Raw genomic sequence first — 22,744 nt, 5'->3', positions numbered from 1 at the left:
CGTCGGAGCCCTACCCGCCGGCGGTCCCGTCGTACCCGCCCGCACCGCAGGGACGTCCCGGGCCGTACGGCGGCCCACCCACCCCGCCCTACGGAGCGGCGCCCGGCGAGCCCTACGGGGCAACGCCCGGCGCTCCCTACGGTGGCGGGACCGACACGCCCTACGGCCACGAGCCCCGCACGCCCTACGGCGGCTCGTACCAGCCGACCCCGCCGTACGACGGGCAGCCGTACCGGCCCGACGACCCGTACGGCGAGGATCCGGCACCGAGCCGGCGCGGTCGGGGGCCGTTGATCGCGGTACTGGCCGTCGTCCTGCTGGTGGTGGCCGTCGCTGGCGCGTTCTGGTTGCGCCGTGGGCAGAGCGACCCGGCGCCGGCAGCCGCGCCGAGCAACTCGGCCGTTGCCGGTGAGCCCAGCGCGGACGTGGTCGAGCCCGTGCCGAGCGCGGCCGCGCCGGAGTCGTCGGCCGATCCCCGGTTCGCGAAGGTCGGCCAGTGCGTCCGCAACGACGGCACCGCCGGCGGCAAGCCGAAGCTGCTGATCAGCGGCTGTACCGCGAAGTCGTACGAGGTGCTGAGCCGGATCGACGGCCCGACCAGCGGCGAGCGGGACGCCGAGGCCAAGTGCGGCAAGGTCGAGGGTTACACCAACTGGTATTTCTTCGACAGTGAGCTGGACACTCTCGACTTCGTCCTCTGCCTCAAGCAACGCTGAGACCACCCACCCCGGGGATGACATGACGACCTACGGACCTGCGGGTTCCGATCAGCCGGACGATCCGTACCAGCGCCCACCCAACGAGCCGGCCAGCTCACCACCGGTCGACCCGACGGTGCCCCAGTTGAGCACCCCGCCGGCCGGGGACGACCCGACCCGGCAGCAGTGGGGTCCTCCCCCGACCGACGGCGAGCCACCGACGGCACCCATGTGGGCGCCGCCGCCCTCCAACCCGGAGCCGCCGACCACGCCGATGTGGGCACCGCCGCCCACCTCGGGCCCGGGTTACCCACCGCCCGGGCCGTTCCCGCCGGCCGGTCCGTTCCCACCGGCGGGCCCGATGCCCGGTCAGCCAGCCGGGCCGTATCCACCGGCGGGCCCGATGCCCGGTCAGCCAACCGGGCCGATGCCGGGCCAGCCATCCGCGCCGTGGGATCAGCAGCCTCCCGGCGGCTACGGGATGCCGCCCGTCGCGCCGGCGAAGAAGACCGGCCGTAACGTCGCTCTCATCATCACTGTGGTGGTGCTGCTCGTGCTCTGTCCGTGCCTCGGCCTGGCCGGGTGGGCGGTGTGGAAGGTGGCCGACGCTGGCAGCGACGCGGCGCGTACCCCATCGACGAGTGCCCCGGTCGTTCCACCCGCGCTGCCCAGCGACGCCCCGACGTCGGCCGCCCCTACTCCGGGTGAGGAGTTCGCCAGGGGTGACTGCGTGGTGAACGACGGCAGTGAGAACGACGCGGACCTCCGCAAGGTGCCCTGCGGCCCGAACACCTACCAGGTGCTGCTGCGAATTCCGGCGACCACCGACGGCGACCGGTGCGAGACGCTCGCGCCACAGGCCACCGCCAACTACGTGCACGACAACTCGGTCGACCTGTTCGACTACGTGCTCTGTCTGAAGAAGCGCTAGCCCGATCTGGCCGATCGCCGGTCCGATTGCCAAAACTAGGGCTGTCTAGCGTCCACGCTAGACAGCCCTAGTTTATGGTCGACGGTCTCGACACGCCGGTAGCCCTATCTATCCATGTCTAGCCTCGCAGCTAGATGGCCCGATAATCTGCGATGCGTGGATCCGGTCCGCAACCCGTACGCGCCGGGCGCCGGTCAGCGTCCGCCCGAACTTGCCGGGCGGGGGCGGGAACTGGACGTCTTCGACATCGTGCTCGAACGCATCGCCCGGGGTCGACCCGAACGCAGCCTGATGCTCACCGGGCTGCGCGGCGTCGGCAAGACGGTTCTCCTCAACACGCTCCGGTCGCAGGCGATCAACCGGCTCTGGGGCAGCGGCAAGATCGAGGCTCGACCCGACCAGTCGTTGCGCAGACCGGTAGCAGCCGCGCTGCACATGGCGGTCCGGGAGCTCGCCCCCCGCCACCGCGCACCGGACCGGATCGACGCGTTCCTCGGCGTCCTCAAGGCGTTCGCCCAGCGTTCCAACCCGACCGGCCGGGCCGGTGCCGCCACCAAGCTGCGCGACCGGTGGCAGCCCGGCATCGACGTGCCGGCCGCCAGCGGCCGGGCCGACTCCGGCGACATCGAGATCGACCTGGTCGAGCTGTTCAGTGACGCCGCCGCCGTGGCCAGTGACGTCGGCACCGGCATCGCCATCTTCATCGACGAGATGCAGGATCTCGGCCCGGAGGACGTGTCGGCGCTCTGCGCCGCCTGCCACGAGCTGTCCCAGCTCGGCGCGCCGCTGATCGTCGTCGGCGCCGGCCTTCCGCACCTGCCGGCCGTGCTCAGCGCCGCCAAGTCGTACTCCGAACGGTTGTTCCGCTATCAACGCATCGACCGGCTCGACCGGATCGCCGCCGACCGAGCGCTCTGCGCGCCCGCCGAGCGCGAGGAGGTCGAGTACGAGCAGAAGGCACTCGACCTGCTCTACGAGAAGTCCGGCGGCTATCCCTACTTCGTCCAGGCGTACGGCAAGGCCACCTGGGACCACGCGCCACGCTCGCCGATCACCGCCGCCGATGTGCGGGTCGCCGCGCCGGAGGCGGAGGCGGAGCTGGCGGTCGGGTTCTTCGGTTCCCGCTTCGAACGGGCCACTCCCGCCGAACGCGAGTACATGCGGGCGATGGCCATGATGTCCGCGGTCGAGGGTGAGCCCGGCGCTGTGGTCCGCGACGACATGGATGCCGCGGTGCCCACCGCGGAGATCGCCCGTGCCCTCGGCCGCAAGCCGGCCAGTCTGTCCCCGGCCCGGGACGCGCTGATCAAGAAGGGGCTGATCTACTCCGGTGAGCGGGGCACTGTCGCCTTCACCGTCCCGCACTTCGGCCGGTACCTGCGGACGCAGCCGGCCTGACCCCGGCAATCGCGTGGACTCGGTCAGACCTTCGACCAGGGCGCCGGAAAGAGCACCTCACCGCGCGGCGGGGGGCCCTCCTCGCTGGTGGACGGCGGCAGCACCAGCGCCTGCCAGGGTTCACCGAGGCCGGCCCACGGGCCGGTCAGGCCCAGTTCACTCGCCGGGCCGAACCCGAACCGGCGGTAGAAGACCGGAGCGCCGAGGACGACGACGAGCCGCTCGCCCAACTCGGTGGAGGCGTCCAGGGCGGCCTGCACCACCGCCGTGCCGTGCCCGACACGCTGTCGGTGCGGCGCGACCGCCACCGGGCCGAGGGCCAGGACCGGCACGTCCGAGCCTCGCTCCGGCCGCAGCCGTACCCGGGTGAGCAGCGCGTAGCCGACCACCTCACCGCCGTACTCGGCGACCATGGCCAACTCCGGCAACCAGGCGGTGGTGTCGCGTAGCTCGTCGACCAGGCTGACCTCCGGCGGCGTCGCCACGTCCGGGCGGGCGAAGGCGGCGGCCAGTACGCGGCGGACCGGGCCGGCGTCGGCCGGGTCCTCGGGGCGTAGCCGCAGCGTGGTCACCCGCGCGACGTTACCCGCCGGCGCCCGTCCATCAGTGACTGTCGCTCGATTCGGCGTGGCGTACGTGTACGAACACCAATCCGATCCTGCGGTTGACGGGGTAGCAAACGTCGCGACGGGGTATGACTGATCCATGACGCCCGTACGCTCCCTCGCCCGCGCCATGCTGAGCGGCATCTTCGTGGTCAGCGGGTATCGCAACTTACGCGACCCCGGCCGGCTCACGGTGGCCGCCAAACCGGTTACCGACAAGGTCGCACCGGTGCTGAAGAAGGCACACCCGAGCTTCCCCACCGACACCGAGACGTTGATCCGGCTCAACGCGGCCGTGCAGGTCAGCGCCGGTCTGATGCTGGCCACCGGCCGGCTCAGTCGACCTGCGGCGCTGGTTCTGGCCGGCACACTGGTGCCGGTGACCATCGCCGGGCATCCCTTCTGGAACAACGACGACCCGATCGCCAAGAACAACAATCAGATTCACGTCCTGAAGAACCTCGGGCTCCTCGGCGGTCTGCTGCTCGCCGCGGCGGACACCGAAGGCAAGCCGGGTCTGCGGTGGCGGACGGGCCATCGCATCGGCCACTCTCGACGTTCCATGCAACGTGCCGTCCGGACCGCCCGCCGCGAGGCCCGAATCGCCGTCCGCTCCGCGGCCACCGCACGTCGACTCCCCGGCTGACCTGCGTCGATCCGTCTGCGTCCCACCCCCACCCCTCGCTAAGGCCACGAATCACCTGAACCACCCGGTAGGCGTTAACGCGGTGGAAATGTAAAAAACATGTGTGGGATCGGACACGGTCGCATAACGCGGGAGGCACTGACGTGAGGCGCCGTTCTAGGCTCCGTGCAGGACCTGGACGGGTAGGACGACCTTGGTACGGGGGTGGCCACGCCATGCCGACGGATGTCGGTAGACGGGCGGACCGCCTCGCCCCAATCCAACGTGTGTCACGCGGGATCGACCGTGTGACGCGCGGGATCGATCGCAGGAACGTCGTACGGGGCGCCATCGTGGCCGCCGTCGCCTATGCCGCATGGCTTGCCATCGGCACCTTCGGGCGGCCGTACAACTTCTTCGACATGAAGATCTACCACGGTGCCGTGGTGTGGTGGGCGAGCGGTCACGAGCTCTACGAGTTCATCGCGCCCGAAACCACACTCGGGTTCACCTACCCGCCCTTCGCCGGGCTGGTCATGCTGCCGATGGCGCAGCTGCCGATCGGCGCGGCCGGCCTGGTCAACGCCGCCGCCAGCATCGCGGCCTTGGCGTTGGTGCTGGCCGGGCTGCTCCGACCCATCGTGGATCGACTGGGGTGGCCACTGTGGTTCACGGTGGCCCTGGCGGTGCCGCTCGCGGTCGCCATCGAGCCAGCTCGGGAGACCCTCGGCTACGGCCAGGTCAACATCCTGCTGTTCGCCCTGATCATGGCTGACCTGATCGGCCTGCGCTGGCGGTCCCGCCGGGGCACCCACTACGCCGCCACCGACGGCCCGCTGCTGCGCTTCATCTACGGCGGAGCCTGGGCCGGGGCCGGTATCGGCCTCGCCACAGCGGTCAAGCTCACCCCGGCACTGTTCATCGCCTACCTGCTGATCACCCGTCAGTGGCGGGTGGCGGCCACCGCCATCGGCACCACGATCGGCGTGACGGTGGGGACCTTCGCGATCGTCGGTGACGAGTCGCGGACCTACTTCGGCAGCGTGCTGTGGCAGACCGAACGGGTCGGCGCGGCGGACATGACGCCCAACCAGTCCCTCGCCGGCCTGCTCGCCCGGCTGTACGACTCGATCGAGACCCCCGGGCTGCTGTGGCTCGCCTTCTCGGTGCTGGTCCTGGCGCTGGGCCTGTCCCGGGCTGCCAGTTCCCGCGCCGACGGTGACGAGCTGACCGCCTTCACGTTGGTCGGTCTCACCGCGAACGTGATCAGCCCGATCTCCTGGACGCACCACCTGGTCTGGGTGATCCCGGCGATCATCGTGCTGGCCGACGCCGCCGTGCGTCGCCGCGAGGCGAGCCGGGGGATGCCGCAGCGCACCGGCCAGGGGCCAGCCTTCGGCGGTCTACCCGGGGTCAACGGGCTCCGCCCGCCGATCTGGTACCCGGCGCTGACTGGGCTCCGCCACGGCTTCGCCGCGATCGGGCTCTACCTGCTCTTCCTGATCTCTCCGATCTGGCCGTACGAACACCAACTGCCGGAGATGTCGCACTACCAGGACGGCCTGTTCGGGGCACTGATGGAGAACTCACTCGCGCTCGCGCTGATCATCCTGGTCGCCGCGCTGCCCTGGCGCCCAGGCGCGGAGCCGGCGTTCTACGGCGACCGGCTCGCCCGAGCCGTGGTGGTCAACGGCCGCCGCTGAGCGGTCAGGGGCAGTTGACCCATTCCTCGGTGCCGTCGGTGAAGACCTGCCGCTTCCAGATCGGCAGTCGCGCCTTGACCTCGTCGACCAGCCGGGCGCAGGCCGCGAAGGCCGCCGCCCGATGTGCGGTGCTGACCGCGGCGACCAGCGCCACGTCACCGATGACCAGGGGGCCGACCCGATGCGAGACCGCCACCGCGTAGACGTCGGGCTCCGCGGCAATCTCGGCGGCCACCTCGCGCAGCACCTGCTCGGCGCTCGGGTGCCCCTCGTACTCCAGGCTGCTGACCTGGCGACCGTGGTCGTGGTCGCGGACCACGCCCTGGAAGGACACCACGGCGCCGGCCCGACGGTCGGCGACCGCCGCCTCGTGCGTGGCGAGGTCGAGCGGCTGGTCGGTGACCTCGCCGAAGGTGATCGCTGGTGCCGTCACGACGCACGCTCCCCGGGAAACAACGGCAGTGGCACGATCGGCACCCGGTCGCCCGGCTCACCGCTGGTGCCGGGTCGGATGACAGCGAACCCGTCGGCGCCGGCCAGGCCCCGCAGCATCGCCGAGCCGACGTGACGGACCGGGAACGCGACGCCGGCGGACCGGTCCAGTCGGACCAACGCCAGGTGGGTGTGGTCACCGCGACCGGGCACCGCCTCGGCCAACGTGACCTGCGGCAACACCGGCATCGACCGACCCTGGAGGCCGGCGAGCAGCGGGGCGACGAGCGACACCAGCGCGACGATGGCGGACTGCGGGTTGCCCGGCAGCCCGGCCACGAACCGGGCCCGCCCGTCGGAGCCGGTCAGCCGGGCCAGCAGCATCGGGAAGCCCGGGCGGACCGCCACCGTGTTGACCACGTAGTCGGCGCCGAGCGCCTCCAGGGTCGGGTGCAGGTGGTCGACCGGGCCGTTCATCGTGCCGCCGGTGGTGCAGACCAGATCGGCGTGGCCCAGCGCCGAGCGTAGGGCCGCCACGTGCGCGGGCAGCGTGTCGGCCACCGGGCCGACCACGTCGGATGGGCGGACCTGGCAGCCGTATCGCCGCAGCCAGGCCGGCACCGCCGGGCCCAGCGCGTCGCGGATGCGACCGGCCGCGGGCGGGCCCGCCGTCAGCAGCTCGTCGCCGAAGACCAGCAACGCGGCGCGCGGCACCCGCCGGACCCGCAGCGTGTCGTGCCCGCAGGCGGCTGCCAGGCCGATCACCGCCGGGTCGACCGGCGTGCCGGCCGGCAACAACTCCTCATCGGCGTACGCCTCCTCGCCGGGGTTCCGCCACTCGGGCGACTCCCGGGGAACGCCGGTGACCAGGCCGTCAGCGTTCGTCGACTCTTCCACCCGCAGTACGGCGGTGGCGCCCTCGGGCACCATCGCACCGGTCGCGATCTCGACGGTGGTGTCGTCCTTGGTGAGCGGCGCGGGGGTGCTGCCGGCCAGGACCCGGCCGACGACGCGCCACGGCCCACTGCCGCGCACCGCCCAGCCATCCACGCTGGAGGTCGGGAACGCCGGCAGGTCGGTGCGGGTGGTCAACGGCTCGGCCAGGGTCGACCCGTCGGTGTCGACAAGCGGTCGGGCGGTGGCGGGCAGCGCGGCGGCCAGACCGACCGCGTAGACCCGCGAACGGGCTTCCTCCCACCCGGCTGGCGGGGGTGCGGTGACCCGATCCGCTGTGGGTGCGGTTTCCGTGCTCACCGACCGAGCCTATCGGCACGGACCGACACCCGCCCGGGCCTGGCGCGCACCGGTCAGTGGCCGCCGCCGCGAAGCGGTCAGTGGTCCCCGCCGCGGAGCTGGTCGACGGTGTGGCCGAGGATCGGCCCGAGAACGGCCAGGCCGTCGCGGGCGCCGCCGGTCGAGCCGGGCAGATTGACCACCAACATCCGACCGGCGACCCCGGCCAGGCCCCGGGACAGCACCGACGTCGGCACGCGGTCACGACTGTGCGCGCGGATGGCCTCGGCGATGCCGGGGATCTCGTAATCCAGCAGACCCCGTGTCACGTCCGGGGTCCGATCCGTCGGGGTCACTCCGGTGCCACCGCTGGTCAGCACCACCTCGACACCGTCGGCGCGGGCGGCCCGCAAAGCGTCGCCGACCGGCTCACCGTCGGGCACCACCACCGGGTCGTCGACCTGGCAACCCAGCTCACGCAGGCCGGCGACGAGCAACGGCCCGCTGGTGTCGGCGTAGACACCGGCCGCGGCCCGATTGGACGCGACGATCACCCGAGCCCGGATCACTGCCGGTCCTCCGGCCGAACCCACTCGCCGGTCTTGCCGCCCTCCTTGCGCAGCACCCGGACCGCCTCCACCGAAGCCGCCGGGTCGACCGCCTTGACCATGTCGACCAGGGCGAGACCCGCGACAGCGACCGCCGTCAGCGCCTCCATCTCCACCCCCGTCCGGTCCGCCGTGCGGGCAGTGGCCGTGATCTCCACGGTGTCGGCGGTCAACCGCAGGTCGACCGTGACGCCGTGCAGGGCGATCGGGTGACAGAGCGGGATCAGATCAGGAGTGCGCTTGGCCCCCATGATCCCGGCGAGCCGCCCGACGGCCAACGCGTCACCCTTGGGCAGCCCGTCCCGTTGGAGCAGGTCGATGACCTCGGGCGTGGTCCGCAAACGGCCGGCCGCGACGGCCAACCGACCCGTCACCGCCTTGGCGGAGACGTCGACCATGCGGGCCGCGCCGGCGCGATCGACGTGGCTGAGCTGCGCGGGTTCGGTCACGGTCGTGAGCCTATCGGTGCGGTACGACGGCGGTCGGAAGGAGCGGCGTCACGCTGGCGACCGCACCGGGTGCTGACGGCGCAACGGCCCCGACGCCGCTCCTCCCTCACCAGCCCGCCGCCGAGGTCGCTGGGGGGGACCCGGCAGCGGGGCGTGTCGACGACCCGGTTCTGCCCACTGGCAGAACCTCCCCCGTTCGCCGATACGGCCGGTAAGTTACCGGGCCTGCCGATAAGAAATCGATAAGCGCCGTTCAGGCTGGTCAGCGCCCTGCGACCACTGTCGCGCCGGTCAACTCGGCGAGGCGACGTTCGGCCTCGAAGCGCTCCGGCACGCCCATCCGTCGGAAGATCGCCAACGCCCGCTCCCAGTGCCGTCGGGCCTCCGCCGGGTCGACATGGGTGAAGTGTTCGGCGAGACCAGCCAAGGCACGTCCCTGCTCGTACGGGTGTGAGATCCGAGTGGCCAACCGCAGAGCGACCTGGTGCATCTCGGCCGCCTCGCCGCACCGCCCTTGCGCCAGCAGAGTGCGACCAAGCTCGTTCAGCGCGGCCGCCTCGACGTGTCGTTCCCCCGAGCTGATCGACAACTGCCTGGCCACCTCGTGTTGCTGTTGGGCCTCGACCAGGCGGCCAAGACCGCGATAGGCGATCCCGAGGTCGTTGCGGACCTCAGCCTCGGCAAACCGGTGGCCGGTGCGATCGCGCAAGGCCAACGAGGCCTTGAGGATCCGGATTGCCTGCGGAAAATGGCCCATTCTCACGCGCACCGCCCCAACATGACCGAAGGCGTTGAGCACATGGAAGTCCTCGGACTTCGTCCGGGCCCATGCCAGGTGCCGGCGGTGCAGTCGCAACGCCTCCTCGTAGCGCCCGAGCATCATCAGTGCCGTGCCAAGATTCGGCAGCACGACTGGCACCCCGACATTTCCGTATCCCTTGTAGTCGCGCAGGCTCTCCATACCGACCGTCACCGCCTCGGCAAGGTGCCCGCTCCACGCGTAGACAGCCGCAAGGTTGGCCCGGTACCGCGCGGTGTTCCGGACGTCCCGGGAGTTGCGAGAGAGGTCCACCGCCCGGGTCAGGTGGTCAAGTGCCCACTGGTTGTCACCGGTGCGTACGTAGGCGGAAGCCAGGTAGTTGTTCACCACCGCCATCGCGTCGACATCTCCCGTTGCCTCCGCCGCCGTCAGTGCGTGGCGGAAGGTCAGAATGATGTCCTCGTAGTATCCGCGGATGTAGAAAAATCGCCAGAGGGCGCGGGCCAGTTGCCAGGAGTGCTGGTAGAGCTTCGACTCGAGTGCTGACAACACTATTGCCACCAGTTCCGTGCGCTCCGCCTCCAACCAGTCGGTGCATGGATCACCGATAGCCTCGAACAGCTCAGGACGTCCGGACGAGCGGTGAGTGACCTGGGATCTGATGACGCCGGGCTCCAGCAGATCGGCGACCCTCAGCGCCGCCTCCAGCGTGAAGTCGAACAGCTGAGCCAACCCGAGCTTTCGGTCGCTCGCGGATTCAGTACGCGTGCACAACTCCACGGCGTACTGGCGCATGAGGTCGTGTAGTCGATATCGCGTCGAGTCCAGGTCTTCCACCAGGTTCCGGTCGACGAGGTCGTCGAGCGCCTCGTGAGCTTCCGCCACTGTCAGGCCGGTCAGTGCGGCGACTGCCGCCGGGCTGAAGCGGTTACCGGGATACAGACCCAGGAACCGGAACACACGCTTGGTCGAACCCGGGAGCGGCTCGTAGGAGGCGGCGAAGGCGCCTGTAACGGTGCTCTGTTCTTGACCCAGGTGATGCAGCACCAGAGGATCGTCAGCCATCTGTCCGGCCAGGTCCGCCAACCGCCAGCCGCGCCGATGGGCGAGTCTGGCGCCGACCAGCCGAATTGCCAGGGGGAGATGCCCGCACAGCCGGACCACCTCGGCCGCGGCGTCCGGCTCCGCTTCGACCCGGGCCTTACCGACACTGAATGCGAGGAGGTCGAGACTCTCTTCAGGAGTCATCACCGGCAACGTCTGTGAAGGCGCCACGTCCGGATGAGAGAGCCTCCGCCTTGATGTCACCAGCACGACGGCGGTCGGCTCAGTCGGCAGGAGAGGCAGGATCTGTTCGCTGCTCGCGGCGTTGTCGAGGACGAGCACCGACCTTCGACGGCCCAGTTCCCGTCGCCACAACTCCGCTCTGGCGTCGAACTCGACCGGAACACGGTCGGCCGGCACCTCAAGCTGACGCAGCAGTGTGACCAGGGCGCCCCCTGGCTCGACCTGGTTCTTGTCGCCATGGCCACACAGGTCGATGAACAGGGTGGCGTCCGAATAACGATCGGACAGTCGGCGGGCAAGGTGCACGGCGAGGGTCGTCTTGCCGCTGCCCGCCATGCCGTCGATCATGTGCACTGCCGGAACTCGTTCCTCGACTCGCTGAGTCTCCGCCAGCAGCCGTGACAGGACGTCTTCCCGCCCGACGAAATCCGCGACGGCCCGCGGAAGATGATCCACCGGTTTGACCTGACCCGTTTGTTCAGCTGCCGCCTCTCCCGCCGGGTCGTGCACGAGCGCCACGGAAGATCCTGGTCGGGAGAGCACAGCGGGTACTGGGCTCGAAGTGGCAATCTTGCGGTGCGACTCTTCGATGGTTGCCCCGGGGACCACCCCCAGCTCGGTGATCAGTCGCGTCCGGATCTCGTCGTACGCGATGAGCGCGCCCGCGTGATCGCCGCCCTCGTACAGAGCCCGCATGAGCAGGACATACGTCGGCTCCCGGAGTGGATGACGGGCGATGACTTCCCGCAACAACGGGATCGCCAGATCACCCCGCCCGGATCTCAGCTGTACGTCGGCAAGAAGTTCCACGGCGAGCAGACGCTCTTCCTCGGCGGCGAGCACGCGAGCGCTGAGCACGGGTCCCAGCGGGATGCCGGCGAGCATCGGGCCCTGCCACCGAGCGACGGCTCGGCTCAGCAACTCCCGAGCTTGCTCCAGGTGGCCGACCTCCAAGGCTTCCCGGCCCGCGCTCCGCTCCATCTGAAAGCATGAGACATCGATCAGCTCGGGTGGCACGTCGAGACGAAAGCCCTTCCGCTGCCGCACGACGACCCCTCGACCGGACGGGAAAGCCTCGAAAGTTCGGCGCAGATTGGCGGCATAGCTCAGCACATTCGCTACGGCCGATCGCGGTGGGCGATCGACCCATAACTCATCGATGCAGTCGGCCACGGTAACCAGTCGACCTGGCTGAACTGCGAGCATCGCGAAGATAGCCTGCTGTTTGGGTGTTCCGAGGCGCAACGTACGAGAAAGTAGTTGCACCGAAAGGCCGCCTAGAACCTGAATCTCCACTCGCCCTGCTCCAGCCGTCGCGGGCATTCAGCCGATCACACAACGAAGCCTACGGTTCACCCCCGGCACTCACCGCCCGTGCGGCGATGCGAAGGTCGCGCATCGGCCTGAGAACGTTGCGGGGAGCTGTCCCGACCGCTCTTACGACCTAGTCATACCAATCTGCGCAATACGCCACTACGCCGAGCCAAAATCTGGGAGAGGCCGCAGACCGAGGGCTGCCGAACAGGGGAGTAACACGTTCATAACCCGAGCAGACACGGTCCGCAGTTTCGAGCCGTCTGCGAAACCAACACCGCTGCGACCTGACCGCACTCCGTTTAGCCGTGATGGACAGAACGTAATAAATCCACTCCAGCTTGGCTAATGTTGCGCATACCGACATATAATTCTTCTAAGCTGCCCTTCCATCTCTTAAGCTGCCTTTCGTTAGGAAGACCTCCCCTGGGGGCAGGTCATCGAATGACACGGCAGCCGAGAGGAGCATTGCGATGCGCGGCAGCGAATGGGACTAAAAATTTCGCACGGTACGTGTGCGACTCCCGCACGTTAGGCTACGAACAAGGCGGAGGCAGTCCTTTCGGGGGTGATGTGACCCATCCTCAGCGACGAGAGACTGAGACCGATCAGCGGCTACGGCTGCTCGTCGGTCTCGTCGTCGTTGTAGCGGCTGTCATCACGGCCACCTCACTGCCGGTCGCAGTGCGGTTCGCGATGACCGCCACGCCGAACGATGCCGCGGTCGTCGTCGTGCTCACCGTGACCATCGCCCTGGGAACGCTGGTCAAAGCGAGGGTGCGGATCCGATCCACCACCCACTCGATCAGCTGGACCGAAACGGCGATCATCATCGGTCTCGCCGTCGTTCCGGCCCCGATAGTGGTGCTCTCCACGGCGGTGGGCATCGCGTTCACCTGGCACCGCCAGCCGGCGATCAAGCTCGCCTTCAGCGTGGGAAAGAACGTCATCGTGGCCTGGGGTGCCGGCATCACGCTGGCAATGACGACCTGGACCTGGCCGCCCGAGGGCACCGTGGCCCTGCTCGTGCCGTTGGCGCTGGCTTACCTGGCTGCGGCCCTCCTGGACGACATCCTGGCCATACCGGTCATCGCGCTGGCGTCCAGGACCAAGATCTCAAAGCAGTTCCGAAGTAATCTCGACCTCCGGCTCGCCGGTTTCGCCCTCCGGTTCGTCGTGGCGGCCTGCACGCTGCTGATCCTTGAGGCCAACCTCAAACTCCTGTTGGCCATACCGCCGCTCGTGCTCAGCCTGCACCTGGCCTACTCCACCAGAATCCGTTCCCGCACCGAGCAGCAGGCGTGGCAGCGGCTCGCCCGCACCACCGACGCGCTCAACGTGGTCGACCTGGACAACGTCCTCACCACAGCCGTCACCCAGGCCGCCGAGTTGTTCTCCGCCGACGAGGTCGAGATCGAGCTACGCGACGGCGACCGCACCGTACGCGGCGGCACCGGCGGCATCACCTTCGACGGTCCGACCGGCACGCCCACCGACGTGGACGGCACCATCGTCCCCGCGCCGCTGGAAGGCCACGACCGGACTGTCGATATCGGCATGCTTCGACTGCGCTTCCGCGGCCCGGTCCAGCTCTCCGAGCGGGAGCAGTACACCCTGCGGACCTTCGCCTCCGCGCTGTGCACCGCAGTCCGCAACGCCCAGGCGTACGCCGAACTGGCCCGGGTCGCCGACGAGCACGCGTACGCGGCTTCGCACGACGCGCTGACCGGCCTGGCTAACCGCCGGCACCTCCTCGACGAGGGCACCGAACAGTTGAGCACCCGCCATGCCGACGGGGTGACCGCGCTGGTGCTGATCGACCTCAACCACTTCAAGGAGGTCAACGACACGCTCGGACACGCCGCGGGCGACCAGGTGCTGGTGCAGGTGGCCGACCGGTTACGGGGCGCCGCCCAGCCGAGCGACCTGGTGGCCCGCCTCGGCGGCGACGAGTTCGCCGTACTCATGCGCGGTCTGCCGGCCCCGGCGGTCGCCGCGCACCGCGCCGAGACGCTGCTCGCCGCTCTGCACGAGCCGTTCGAGTTGGATGGCATGCGTATCAGCGTCGAGGCCAGCGGCGGGATCTCCGGCGCCCCGTCCAACGGCGGCATGGCCGAGTTGCTGCGCCGCGCCGACGTGGCCATGTACCAGGCGAAGCGGGCCGGGCAGCGGATCGCCACGTACGCCCCGACCCGCGACACCGCCGACCTCGGTCGCCTCACCCTCGGCGGCGACCTACCGCGCGCGGTCGCCGACCACGAGTTCGTCGTCAACTTCCAACCGATCGTCGACCTGGGCTCTGGTGAGGTGACCAGCGCTGAGGCCCTGGCCCGCTGGCACCACCCCACCCACGGCCTGATCGACCCGCTGCGGTTCCTGGAGGCGGTGGAACGGTCCGGACTGCTACCGGCCTTCGCCGAAGCGATCCTCGACCAGGCGCTGATCGCGGCGGTGAGTTGGCGCGACGCCGGCTTCGACGTACCGGTCGCGGTCAACGTGTCCCCGCGCAGCCTGCTCGACGCGCGGTTCCCGGGCTCGGTGCTGGCCCGCCTCCGCGCCCACGACCTACCACCGGACCGGCTGGTCCTGGAACTGACCGAGACGCTGACCCTCAGCCAACTCGACGTGGTCGACCGGGTGCTCAGCCGACTCCGCGACGAGGGAGTCCGGTTGGCGTTGGACGACTTCGGCACGGGCTACTCGTCCCTCTCGCTGCTCTCCCGAATCCCGGTTCACGAGCTGAAGATCGACCGGAGCTTCGTGACGACGATGGAGAGTTCGGCGGAGGCCGCCGCCGTCATCCGCTCCACCCTCGACCTGGGTCGCAGCCTCGACCTGGACGTGGTGGCCGAGGGGGTGGAGAGTGAGCCGCAGCGGCGTGCCCTCTGGGAGTTGGGCTGCGCCGCCGGCCAGGGGCATCTGTTCGCCCGACCGATGCCGTCCGGCACCCTCCTCGCGGCGATGCAGCGCGGCTCGGGCGGCCGGCCGGGCACCCTCGCCGCGCCGCTGCACGACACCGGGGCGGTGATCCGGTTGAGCCAGAACCGCCGCCAGGGCGGCCGCTCCAGGCCCGACCGCCTGCCACACCTGCCCGCCTGAACAGACATCGCCCCACTGCCCGGCCAGCCCGGTCTGCCAGACTGTCGCGCGTGATCGTCGACGACCCGACCGCCCACCGCAGTCGCTGGCACTGGCGCACGCTCGACGACGCCGCCGGCGGACTCGCCCTCGACCTGGGCCTCTACGCCGTGTCGGCCACCTTCGCCGCGATCACCGCAGTGACGTCGACCCTGCTGCCGCACCGCGCCTGGGGCGCTGTCGCCGCCGTCGGCTATCTGCTCGCGACGCTGACGGTGATCGCCCAACTTCTGCTGCGTCGACGTTCTCCGTCCTCCCCGCTGACCGGTCTGCCAGCCCGCTGGGCGGTCACCGGTTTCGCCTGGGCCACCACCACACTGCTGCCCCTGGCCTGGCAGAGCATCGACCGCGCCGGTGGACGCACCGACCGGGCCCAGGAGGAGGTGCTGGTCGTCGAGCAGGCCGGCAGTCGCCTCCTGGAACACGGGACGCCGTACCTCGGACCCGACGCCATCGCCGCCCTGCCACCTGGCGAGCAACTGATGGGCTACACCCCGTACCAGCCCGGCATGGCGGTTTTCGGCCTACCCAGAGCACTGCTCGACAGTTGGTGGACCGACTCCCGGGTCTGGTTCGCGGTGGGCACCGCGCTGGCCCTCGCTCTGGCCGTGGTCGCCCTGCGCAGAACACCCGCCACCACCGGCCAGGCCACCAGCTCCGCGACCCACCGGCGGGACGCCGCCCTGCTGCGCGGCGTGCAGGCCGCCACCGTACTGCCGATCTGTGCCCTCACCCTCGCCACCGGCGGCGACGACCTACCCGTACTCGCGCTCTGCCTGCTGGCCCTCGCGTTCGCCGCCGCCGACCGACCCGGCCGGGCCGGCCTCGCGGTCGGACTCGCCGGCGCGCTGAAGCTGTTCGCCTGGCCGGTCGCCCTGGTCCTGATCGTCTGGGGCCTGACCCGACGCGCCGGCACCCAAGTCGCCATCGGCGCGATCGGACTGCCCATCGCCGCACTACTACCGGCGCTGCTGGTGGACCGCGATGCCCTCACCGAGAACGTGCTGCGCTTCCCCCTCGGCCACGGGCTGGTCACCAGCCCAGCGCAGTCCCCGTTCCCCGGCTACCTGATCGCCAACGCGCTACCCGCCGGCCGGCTGATCGCCGCCGGGCTGCTGGTCGCCGCCGGAGTGGCCATCGCCGTCCGGCTCGCCCGCCGCCCGCCCCGCACCGCCGTCGCCACCGCGCTCATCTGCGGGTACGGGCTGCTCGCCGCCATCGCCCTGATGCCCTCGACCCGCTTCGGCTACCTGCTGTACCCACTGGCCCTGCTGACCTGGGCTCCCGCCCTGCACCGCGCTGGCGACACACCGACCGCCGCGGTTGCCGATGAGCGGTCCGGTCGGACCACTTCGGCGTAACTTCCGAGCGGAACGGCGCGTCAGGGCGTAGACCTGAAGGCATGACCACGTACCGCGACCGGGCCGACGCCGGCCGGGTCCTCTCCGAACGGCTCACCGCGCTCATCGGCGAACCGGACATCGTCGTCCTGGGCCTCGTCCGTGGTGGCGTGCCGGTCGCCCGCGTCGTCGCCGAACGCCTCGGCGCACCACTGGACGTGCTCGTCGTCCGCAAGCTCGGCATGCCGTGGGCTCGGGAGGTCGCCTTCGGCGCACTCGGGCCCGGCGGTGTCCAGGTGCTCAACGACGCGGTGGCCAGCCGACTCAGCAGCGACGACATCGCTGAGGTCCGCCATCGGGAGCAGGCCGAACTGGAGCGCCGGGAACGGCTCTACCGGGGCGACCGCCCACAGGTGGACCTCACCGGGCGGACGGCCGTGATCGTCGACGACGGCCTCGCCACCGGCGCAACCGCCCGCGTCGCCGTCGAGGTCGTCCGCCAACTCGGGGCACACCGCGTCGTAGTCGCGGTCCCGGTCGGCGCGCAGGAGGCGTACGAACTGCTCGCCGCCGAGGCCGACCAGGTCATCTGCCCGCAACGCCCGGCGGACTTCGGCGCGGTCAGCGTCTACTACGACGATTTCCACGAGGTGTCCGACGAAGAAGTCACCGAGGCGCTCACAGCAACTGCATAGGAACAACGGGTACCGTCGGGCGATGAGTAGCCTCACCTGTCCCAAGTGTCACGGAGAAATGCGCCAGTACGAGCGCAGCGGCGTCGTCATCGACCAGTGCGGGGAGTGCCGAGGCATCTTCCTGGACCGCGGCGAGCTGGAGAAGCTGTTCGAGGCGGAGGCCAACTGGAGCCGCCAACAGGCTGGCGGCGCGCCAGGGCAGCCCGCGCAGCAGCCGGCCGGCTACCCGCCCCCGCCGCCCCCGGCGCACCAGCCCGGTTACGGCGCCGTCCCGCCGCCGCCCCCGCCCGCCCACGGCTACCCGCCGCAGCCGGCGTACGGCCACCAGCAGCAACAGCACCACGGCTACCACGGCCACTACCGGCAGAAGAAGCGCAAGGGCTTCCTCGACGACATGTTCGGCTGAGCCGGAGCCGACGTTCCGCCCGGGTCGATCCACGCGTCGGCCCGGGCACACCACCCGGGCCATTGATCGTTGGCGGGGGCGATCCTTCATGCGAGGCTGATTCGCATGACCGCGATCCGACCGGACGAGGCGCTGGCCCAGGCTTACGACGGGATCACCGCGGTGGTCGGCCGCCTGGACGACGCCGGCCTGCAACGAGCAACCCGCTGCCGTGGCTGGCTCATCGCCGATCTGCTCCTGCACGTGCTCGGCGACGCCCAGCGGGCACTCGTCACCCTGGCCAGCCCCGTCGACGGTCCCGCCGACGTCGACGACGTGAGCTACTGGCGTGACTTTCCCGCCAGCGACGACGAGGCCGCCCGGCACGCCTGGTGGGTCCGCCGATCGGCTGCCGCCTTCGACCGTCCGACCGGGATCGTCCAACTCTGGCGGGACACCGCGCCGGCGGCGGTCCGCGCCGCCACGTCAGCCGACCCCGAGGGGTACGTGACCACCCAGGGACACGTGCTGCGCGTACCGGATTTCCTCGCCACCCTGACCACCGAGGCCGCCGTCCACCACCTGGACCTGACGCTGGAACTGCCCGACGCGCCGCCGCCCGGCCCAGTGGCGGTACGCGTCGCGGTAGCGACCATGGACGGCCTGCTCAGCGACGACACCGTTCGACCCAGCGCATGGGACGACCACGACTTCCTGCTGAAGGCTACCGGGCGCGTACCGCTGACCGACCGGGACCGGCTGGAACTGGGCGAGTCGGCAGGCTGGTTCCCACTGCTCGGCTGACCGACGACGGGTTGCCGCGTCGGTCAGCCGATGGCCATGTCGACGAAGCGGGACAGGTGCAGCTGCGCCGCGACGGTCACGGTGTCGGTGGGTCCATTTCGATGCTTGGCAACAATAAAATCCGCCTCCCCGGCCCGCGGCGACTCCTTGTCGTAGTAGTCGTCGCGGTGCAGAAGGATAACAACATCGGCATCTTGCTCGATCGAGTTGTGGGTAGCGATGCCATTGGCGATGAAGTTGTGCTTCCCGAGCACAGTCGCGTCGAACACTTCTTGTTCACCGAGCGACTCGATGGACACTATCGAGTCCCAGAAGATGTCGTTGGTCGCGTGCAAGTCGAGGTCGGCCGCATTGAGGACGGTGGCGATCGCCGCCAGCCGGGAACGACTGGGCGCGCGCTTCCAGAGGGCGCTGCCACAGAACTGGGTGCCGATGGCAGCCGCGAACTCACGGTGGGTCATCCCTTGCTCGACCAAGATTTCCTTTACCCTGGTCCACACCTCGCGCGGCACGGTGTCAACGTTGGTGTTGCTCTCCGTCGACTCCAGAGCAGCAAGCAGAGCAGCGCAGCCCTCCGAGCGCTGCCCGTAGACGCCAATCTCGCGCAGGAACCTCAACTGGTCGTCCCGACCGGAGATGTCGAGCGTGTACTGAGGGCGATGTCCCACGACTGGTACGGCCCGCAGCCGGGCTGTAATGCCGTACCTGAGGAGCAGTCGAGAGATGTCCTCGAGCATTCGTCGGCTCGTGGACGCGAAATAGACGCGCCCTCCGCGGCCCGTGCCGTTGACGGTCACCGAACCGTCCGTGGCCCAGAGGTGCCGCAAGAAGCTGGTGATCTGTTCCTTGGGCAGGCTGAAGACGGCAGAAGGGAGGAACTTCTCGTGTGACCTCAGACCGAAGAGGCCCAACTCGTCCAACCAAGACGCGATCGGGTTACGCCGACCGCGAGCCAGAGGATAGGGCGCTGGCAGGCGGAGGGTTGTCACCCTCGCAGCCGCATAGTCGTCGCGGACGGCGGAAATCCCGAAGTGCTTCGCTGCTTCGGTCACGGCCTGCAGGTTCAGCTCATCACAACTCGCGTACCGGATGGGTTGGTGCCGCACGAAGGACCCGTCGCCCAACAGGTGCGCCAACATGACCACCTCGGCGTCGACCCACGGGCGGGTGACCATTGGAGGCGGTAGGTGTCGCGGCGTAGCGATGCGGTCTCCGGGCGACAACTCACCGAGTGGCAACCAGCCGGTGAACGCAAGGAAGGGATGATTCCCTGTTGCGTCGATCTGCTTGCCCGACGCGAGGGTCAGCCGGAACACCTCGCGGGTGCCGCTCGGGAAAACGTGAGTCATGGTGCGAGGCGTATAGCGAAGGCTCTCGTCCAACGCCCAGACCGGGATGTCCTTTGCACCGCTGGACAACAGCTCACCGAGCGTGATCTCGGTGTTGTCATCCGCGCGTACCACTCGGGTCTCCGCAGTAAGGCAGCCCGACTCACGAAGATCGGACAGCTGGGGTCGCTTGTCGGTGCGCTGCTCGGGGCCACGGTTCAGCTGACTGACCGCGATCACCGGGCACTCGACCTCCTTGGCCAACAGCTTGAGGCCACGGGACAGGTCGGCGACCTCCTGCTGACGACTCTCGGTGCGCTTCGGCGAGGTCATCAGCTGGAGATAGTCGACCACGATCATCTTGAGATCGTGCCGCTGCTTGAGCCGCCGAGCCTTGGCCCGGATCTCCATCAGGTTCATGCTCGGCGTGTCGTCGACGAAGAGCGGCGCCTCGCTGATCTCACCCATGCACCGGGCCAGCTTGGTCCAGTCGTCGTCGGAGAGCTGACCGCTGCGCAGCACGTGCAGCGGCACCCGCGCCTCGGCGGACAGCAGTCGCATGACGATCTCGACCTTGCTCATTTCCAGCGAGAAGATCGCAGCCGCCTGGTTGGCGCGAATAGCAGCATTTCGGGCAAAGTCCATGCTGGCCGTGCTGTTGTGGGTAGGGATCATCGCCCGGCTGGCCAGGTACAGGTGTTCGTCGTTATCGACTGTCACGCACCGCACCGGAACGCTGGGGACCGGCCGGACGTCGACGATGAACCGCGAGGTCGTTCGAACGTCGGAGGTGGTGCGGCGGCGTTCGGTGTGTGCATCCTGCTTCCGCCTGAGCCGGAAGATGACGTCCGGGGTGGAGAAGTTCAGCGTGTACGCGATCGACGGCTCGGAGGTGCGGCCGCGCACCGGCTTCGCGTTGACCGTGCAGCGGTAGCCGAGGCTGACGACGAGTTCGCGTACGTCATCAGCCAGCCGCTTCGAGGTCGACGTGTACTGCAAGTTGCCGGAGGGGGCGACGGTCCCATCGGTGTCCATCAGCCCAGCGAGCAACGCCCTGCGTTGAGCCTCCGAGGCGCGCAGGTAGACGCCCGGGATGTGCTTGTTTCCCGCTACCCCGACCTGACGCAACAGCCCGAGGAATGAACCGTTCCGGTGACGGCAGTCGGCACACTTCCTCGTCGCCGGATTTTCACGCAATGCCCTGGTGGAAACGCCGCAGTCCCCGCAGACACCGTTTCCCGGAGCAGCGGACGCGGGCGGCAGCAGAATCGTGTAGACCATCGGCCCGCTGGGCCGCACGACGAAGCCGTCCGCCTCGACGTGCGCGACCATCTCCGGATCTGCCGTGGTGAAGCGGCTGGCGTCGCTGTGCCCGTCACCGAGCCATGTTCCCAAGGTGTAGGGCGGGACCAGCAGCTCACGGTCCGGGAGTTGGATGGGAGCGCAGTTGCGTACGGCATGGTTGAGCCGTCGCTGGGCGGTGTCAGTACGCAGCGTGGCCGCGATCTGGGCGGTGGTGACAACGCCGTCGTGGTCGGCCCGGCTGCCGGCATTGACCTCCCGCTCGGCTCGTCGAAGAAGCCTGCCCAGAAGCGGACTGGCCGGATAGCCCGGTGCAGTCCAGTTCTGTGGCTTGCCGTTGCGGACTATGGGACGGCTGATCCGACCAACCGACCCGACCTCGCGGGCGACGGTGTGCAGGACATGCCGGAACTCCGGCCCAACCTGCTCGATCGTGTCGAAGAGCGTGATCGGCTGGTTCCCCAGAGAGCTCAGCCGCTCGTGTGCCGCACGCACGTTGGCCAGCGACGATTCGGGCCAGTGCCGCCTCTGCCGCGCCGGTTCCTGCCGCCGGATCGCCCGCGTGGTCGTCTTCCACAGGTGCTCAGCGTCCGCCACTATGACGGTGCCGTCCGAGAACTCGACCTCGTAGCAGGGACGGTCGTGCATCACGTCGAAGGCGTGTGTGACAGTGGTCGGAGAGCCGTCCGCAGCCAGCAGCTGATCACCCGCCTTGACCTCGCCCATGGTGGTCCAGCCATCCGGGGTCGGCAGTGGGGTGTCGAGCGCGAGCGCCTTGCCCAAACCCGGCCTTCCGGCCACGATGATCAACTGTCCGGCGTGCAGGCCGTTGAGCAGTCGGTCCAGGTCGCTGAAGCCGGTCGGCACGCCGGTCATCATGCCGCCGGTCGCCCCCACCGCCTCGATCTCGTCCAGCGTCGGCTGCAGCATGTCGGCCAGGATCGCGAAGTCCTCGCTGACCCGCCGTTCGGTGACGTCGTACACGGCCTGCTGGGCGAGGTCGACGACGTCGTCCACGTCACGGCTGCCGCCGCTGGCGGTGCCGTAGCCCAGCTGCACGATCTTCGTGCCGGCCTCGACCAGTCGGCGCAGCACCGCCCGCTCGCTGACGATGCGGGCGTAGTACGCGGCGTTGGCGGCGGTGGGCACGCTGGCGATGAGCGTGTGCAGGTACGGCGCGCCACCGATGCGTACCAGATCCCCGGAGTCGGCGAGCGCCGCCGCGACGGTGATCGAGTCGGCCGGCTCACCCCGACCGTAGATGTCGAGGATGACGTCGAAGATGGTGGCGTGCACCGGCCGGTAGAAGTCGTTGGTCTTGAGGATCTCGACGACGTCGGCGATGGCGTCCTTGGAGAGCAGCATGCCGCCGATGACGCACTGCTCGGCCGCGACGTCCTGTGGCGGGGTCTTGTCGAACTGGCCATCCCGCTGTGCGGGTGACTGGCCTCCGCCGGAGCGCGGCTCTGCCCGCATGTCGTCGGTGACCGACACGGGTCCCCCCTCCACTGCGCCGGATCCAACCCCAGCTCTACCGCTGGGGTACGACACTTCCGTCCGACCGGGCCGGTCGATCGGGGGCCATCGCCGGCGGTCGAGGGCCAACCATACGGACCCCGAGGTCAGAGACTCAACAACGCCGGTGGACGAGCCTCGGGACAACCTGTGGATCCCGGTGGACAGCATGTGCGCAGCGTGTGCACAGCCTG

Annotated in this window: 16 protein-coding genes and 1 pseudogene; 10 read left to right on the top strand and 7 right to left on the bottom strand. The window is 69.6% G+C overall.

Annotated features, from left to right (window positions below; translation table 11 throughout):
* Window positions 1–248 precede the first annotated feature (248 nt).
* From OG992_RS21310 to OG992_RS21300, 3 genes and pseudogenes are all read left to right on the top strand, one after another.
* Window positions 249–716 (top strand): annotated as a pseudogene (locus tag OG992_RS21310) (hypothetical protein); the annotation flags it as partial.
* A 463-nt stretch (window positions 717–1,179) separates the two neighbouring features.
* Entirely contained in the window at window positions 1,180–1,629 is a 450-nt protein-coding gene (locus OG992_RS33820; RefSeq protein ID WP_323181958.1) for a hypothetical protein, read from the top strand.
* A gap of 156 nt (window positions 1,630–1,785) precedes the next feature.
* The gene (locus tag OG992_RS21300; RefSeq protein ID WP_091396677.1) at window positions 1,786–3,027 is read left to right on the top strand and encodes an ATP-binding protein; all 1,242 of its coding nucleotides are present in this window, start codon (window positions 1,786–1,788) and stop codon (window positions 3,025–3,027) included.
* A 23-nt stretch (window positions 3,028–3,050) separates the two neighbouring features.
* Here the strand turns inward: OG992_RS21300 and OG992_RS21295 are convergent, their stop codons facing one another.
* Window positions 3,051–3,599: a GNAT family N-acetyltransferase gene (locus OG992_RS21295; protein WP_091396674.1), complete on the bottom strand. Its 549-nt coding sequence runs from the start codon at window positions 3,597–3,599 to the stop codon at window positions 3,051–3,053.
* Window positions 3,600–3,732: 133 nt separating this feature from the next.
* Between OG992_RS21295 and OG992_RS21290 the strand changes: the two genes are divergently transcribed.
* Complete coding sequence (locus OG992_RS21290) at window positions 3,733–4,278, top strand: DoxX family protein (RefSeq protein WP_238687601.1); 546 nt, start codon at window positions 3,733–3,735, stop codon at window positions 4,276–4,278.
* Window positions 4,279–4,493: 215 nt separating this feature from the next.
* Window positions 4,494–5,960, top strand: a complete 1,467-nt coding sequence (locus tag OG992_RS21285) for a glycosyltransferase 87 family protein (protein WP_238687602.1) — start codon at window positions 4,494–4,496, stop codon at window positions 5,958–5,960.
* Window positions 5,961–5,964: 4 nt separating this feature from the next.
* Here the strand turns inward: OG992_RS21285 and OG992_RS21280 are convergent, their stop codons facing one another.
* The 5 genes from OG992_RS21280 to OG992_RS21260 form a co-directional block, all read right to left on the bottom strand.
* Window positions 5,965–6,393 carry a molybdenum cofactor biosynthesis protein MoaE gene (locus OG992_RS21280; protein WP_238687603.1) on the bottom strand — a complete coding sequence of 143 codons (429 nt, stop codon included), beginning with the start codon at window positions 6,391–6,393 and terminating at the stop codon, window positions 5,965–5,967.
* Window positions 6,390–7,646 carry a molybdopterin molybdotransferase MoeA gene (locus tag OG992_RS21275; protein WP_266304121.1) on the bottom strand — a complete coding sequence of 419 codons (1,257 nt, stop codon included), beginning with the start codon at window positions 7,644–7,646 and terminating at the stop codon, window positions 6,390–6,392. The genes OG992_RS21280 and OG992_RS21275 overlap by 4 nt, the downstream gene beginning before the upstream one ends.
* 77 nt (window positions 7,647–7,723) lie before the next feature.
* Window positions 7,724–8,194, bottom strand: coding sequence for a molybdenum cofactor biosynthesis protein B (locus OG992_RS21270; RefSeq protein WP_091397543.1), 471 nt, complete (start codon window positions 8,192–8,194; stop codon window positions 7,724–7,726).
* Window positions 8,191–8,682: a cyclic pyranopterin monophosphate synthase MoaC gene (moaC, locus tag OG992_RS21265; RefSeq protein ID WP_266304120.1), complete on the bottom strand. Its 492-nt coding sequence runs from the start codon at window positions 8,680–8,682 to the stop codon at window positions 8,191–8,193. Before moaC ends, OG992_RS21270 begins: the two co-directional genes overlap by 4 nt.
* A 262-nt stretch (window positions 8,683–8,944) precedes the next feature.
* Window positions 8,945–12,025, bottom strand: a complete 3,081-nt coding sequence (locus tag OG992_RS21260) for a BTAD domain-containing putative transcriptional regulator (RefSeq protein WP_266304119.1) — start codon at window positions 12,023–12,025, stop codon at window positions 8,945–8,947.
* Window positions 12,026–12,739: 714 nt separating this feature from the next.
* Between OG992_RS21260 and OG992_RS21255 the strand changes: the two genes are divergently transcribed.
* The 5 genes from OG992_RS21255 (at window position 12,740) to OG992_RS21235 (ending at window position 18,405) form a co-directional block, all read left to right on the top strand.
* Window positions 12,740–15,142 (top strand): bifunctional diguanylate cyclase/phosphodiesterase, encoded by a 2,403-nt coding sequence (locus OG992_RS21255; RefSeq protein ID WP_238687606.1) that lies wholly within the window; start codon window positions 12,740–12,742, stop codon window positions 15,140–15,142.
* Between the two features lie 50 nt (window positions 15,143–15,192).
* Window positions 15,193–16,542, top strand: a complete 1,350-nt coding sequence (locus tag OG992_RS21250; RefSeq protein ID WP_266304118.1) for a glycosyltransferase family 87 protein — start codon at window positions 15,193–15,195, stop codon at window positions 16,540–16,542.
* 41 nt (window positions 16,543–16,583) lie between these two features.
* Window positions 16,584–17,216: a phosphoribosyltransferase gene (locus OG992_RS21245; protein WP_266304117.1), complete on the top strand. Its 633-nt coding sequence runs from the start codon at window positions 16,584–16,586 to the stop codon at window positions 17,214–17,216.
* A 22-nt stretch (window positions 17,217–17,238) separates the two neighbouring features.
* On the top strand, window positions 17,239–17,622 hold the full coding sequence (locus tag OG992_RS21240) for a zf-TFIIB domain-containing protein (protein WP_210782052.1): 384 nt from the start codon (window positions 17,239–17,241) through the stop codon (window positions 17,620–17,622).
* Between the two features lie 105 nt (window positions 17,623–17,727).
* Window positions 17,728–18,405, top strand: a complete 678-nt coding sequence (locus OG992_RS21235; protein WP_266304116.1) for a maleylpyruvate isomerase N-terminal domain-containing protein — start codon at window positions 17,728–17,730, stop codon at window positions 18,403–18,405.
* Between the two features lie 23 nt (window positions 18,406–18,428).
* On the opposite strand, the gene OG992_RS21230 is transcribed toward OG992_RS21235, so the two are convergent.
* Window positions 18,429–22,511 (bottom strand): replicative DNA helicase, encoded by a 4,083-nt coding sequence (locus OG992_RS21230; protein WP_323181957.1) that lies wholly within the window; start codon window positions 22,509–22,511, stop codon window positions 18,429–18,431.
* Between the last annotated feature and the right edge of the window lie 233 nt (window positions 22,512–22,744).

Origin of the sequence: Micromonospora sp. NBC_00362 (assembly GCF_026342155.1) — a bacterium.
GTDB lineage: Bacteria > Actinomycetota > Actinomycetes > Mycobacteriales > Micromonosporaceae > Micromonospora > Micromonospora hortensis.
This window is presented reverse-complemented; position numbering and strand designations above follow the sequence as displayed.

Bases quoted from the DNA above. Each gene is read 5' to 3' on its own strand.
- OG992_RS21230 (WP_323181957.1), bottom strand. From the start codon at position 22,511: ATGCGGGCAGAGCCGCGCTCCGGCGGAGGCCAGTCACCCGCACAGCGG.
- OG992_RS21240 (WP_210782052.1), top strand. From the start codon at position 17,239: ATGAGTAGCCTCACCTGTCCCAAGTGTCACGGAGAAATGCGCCAGTAC.
- OG992_RS21245 (WP_266304117.1), top strand. From the start codon at position 16,584: ATGACCACGTACCGCGACCGGGCCGACGCCGGCCGGGTCCTCTCCGAA.
- OG992_RS21290 (WP_238687601.1), top strand. From the start codon at position 3,733: ATGACGCCCGTACGCTCCCTCGCCCGCGCCATGCTGAGCGGCATCTTC.
- OG992_RS21235 (WP_266304116.1), top strand. From the start codon at position 17,728: ATGACCGCGATCCGACCGGACGAGGCGCTGGCCCAGGCTTACGACGGG.
- OG992_RS33820 (WP_323181958.1), top strand. From the start codon at position 1,180: ATGCCGCCCGTCGCGCCGGCGAAGAAGACCGGCCGTAACGTCGCTCTC.
- OG992_RS21285 (WP_238687602.1), top strand. From the start codon at position 4,494: ATGCCGACGGATGTCGGTAGACGGGCGGACCGCCTCGCCCCAATCCAA.
- OG992_RS21255 (WP_238687606.1), top strand. From the start codon at position 12,740: ATGACCGCCACGCCGAACGATGCCGCGGTCGTCGTCGTGCTCACCGTG.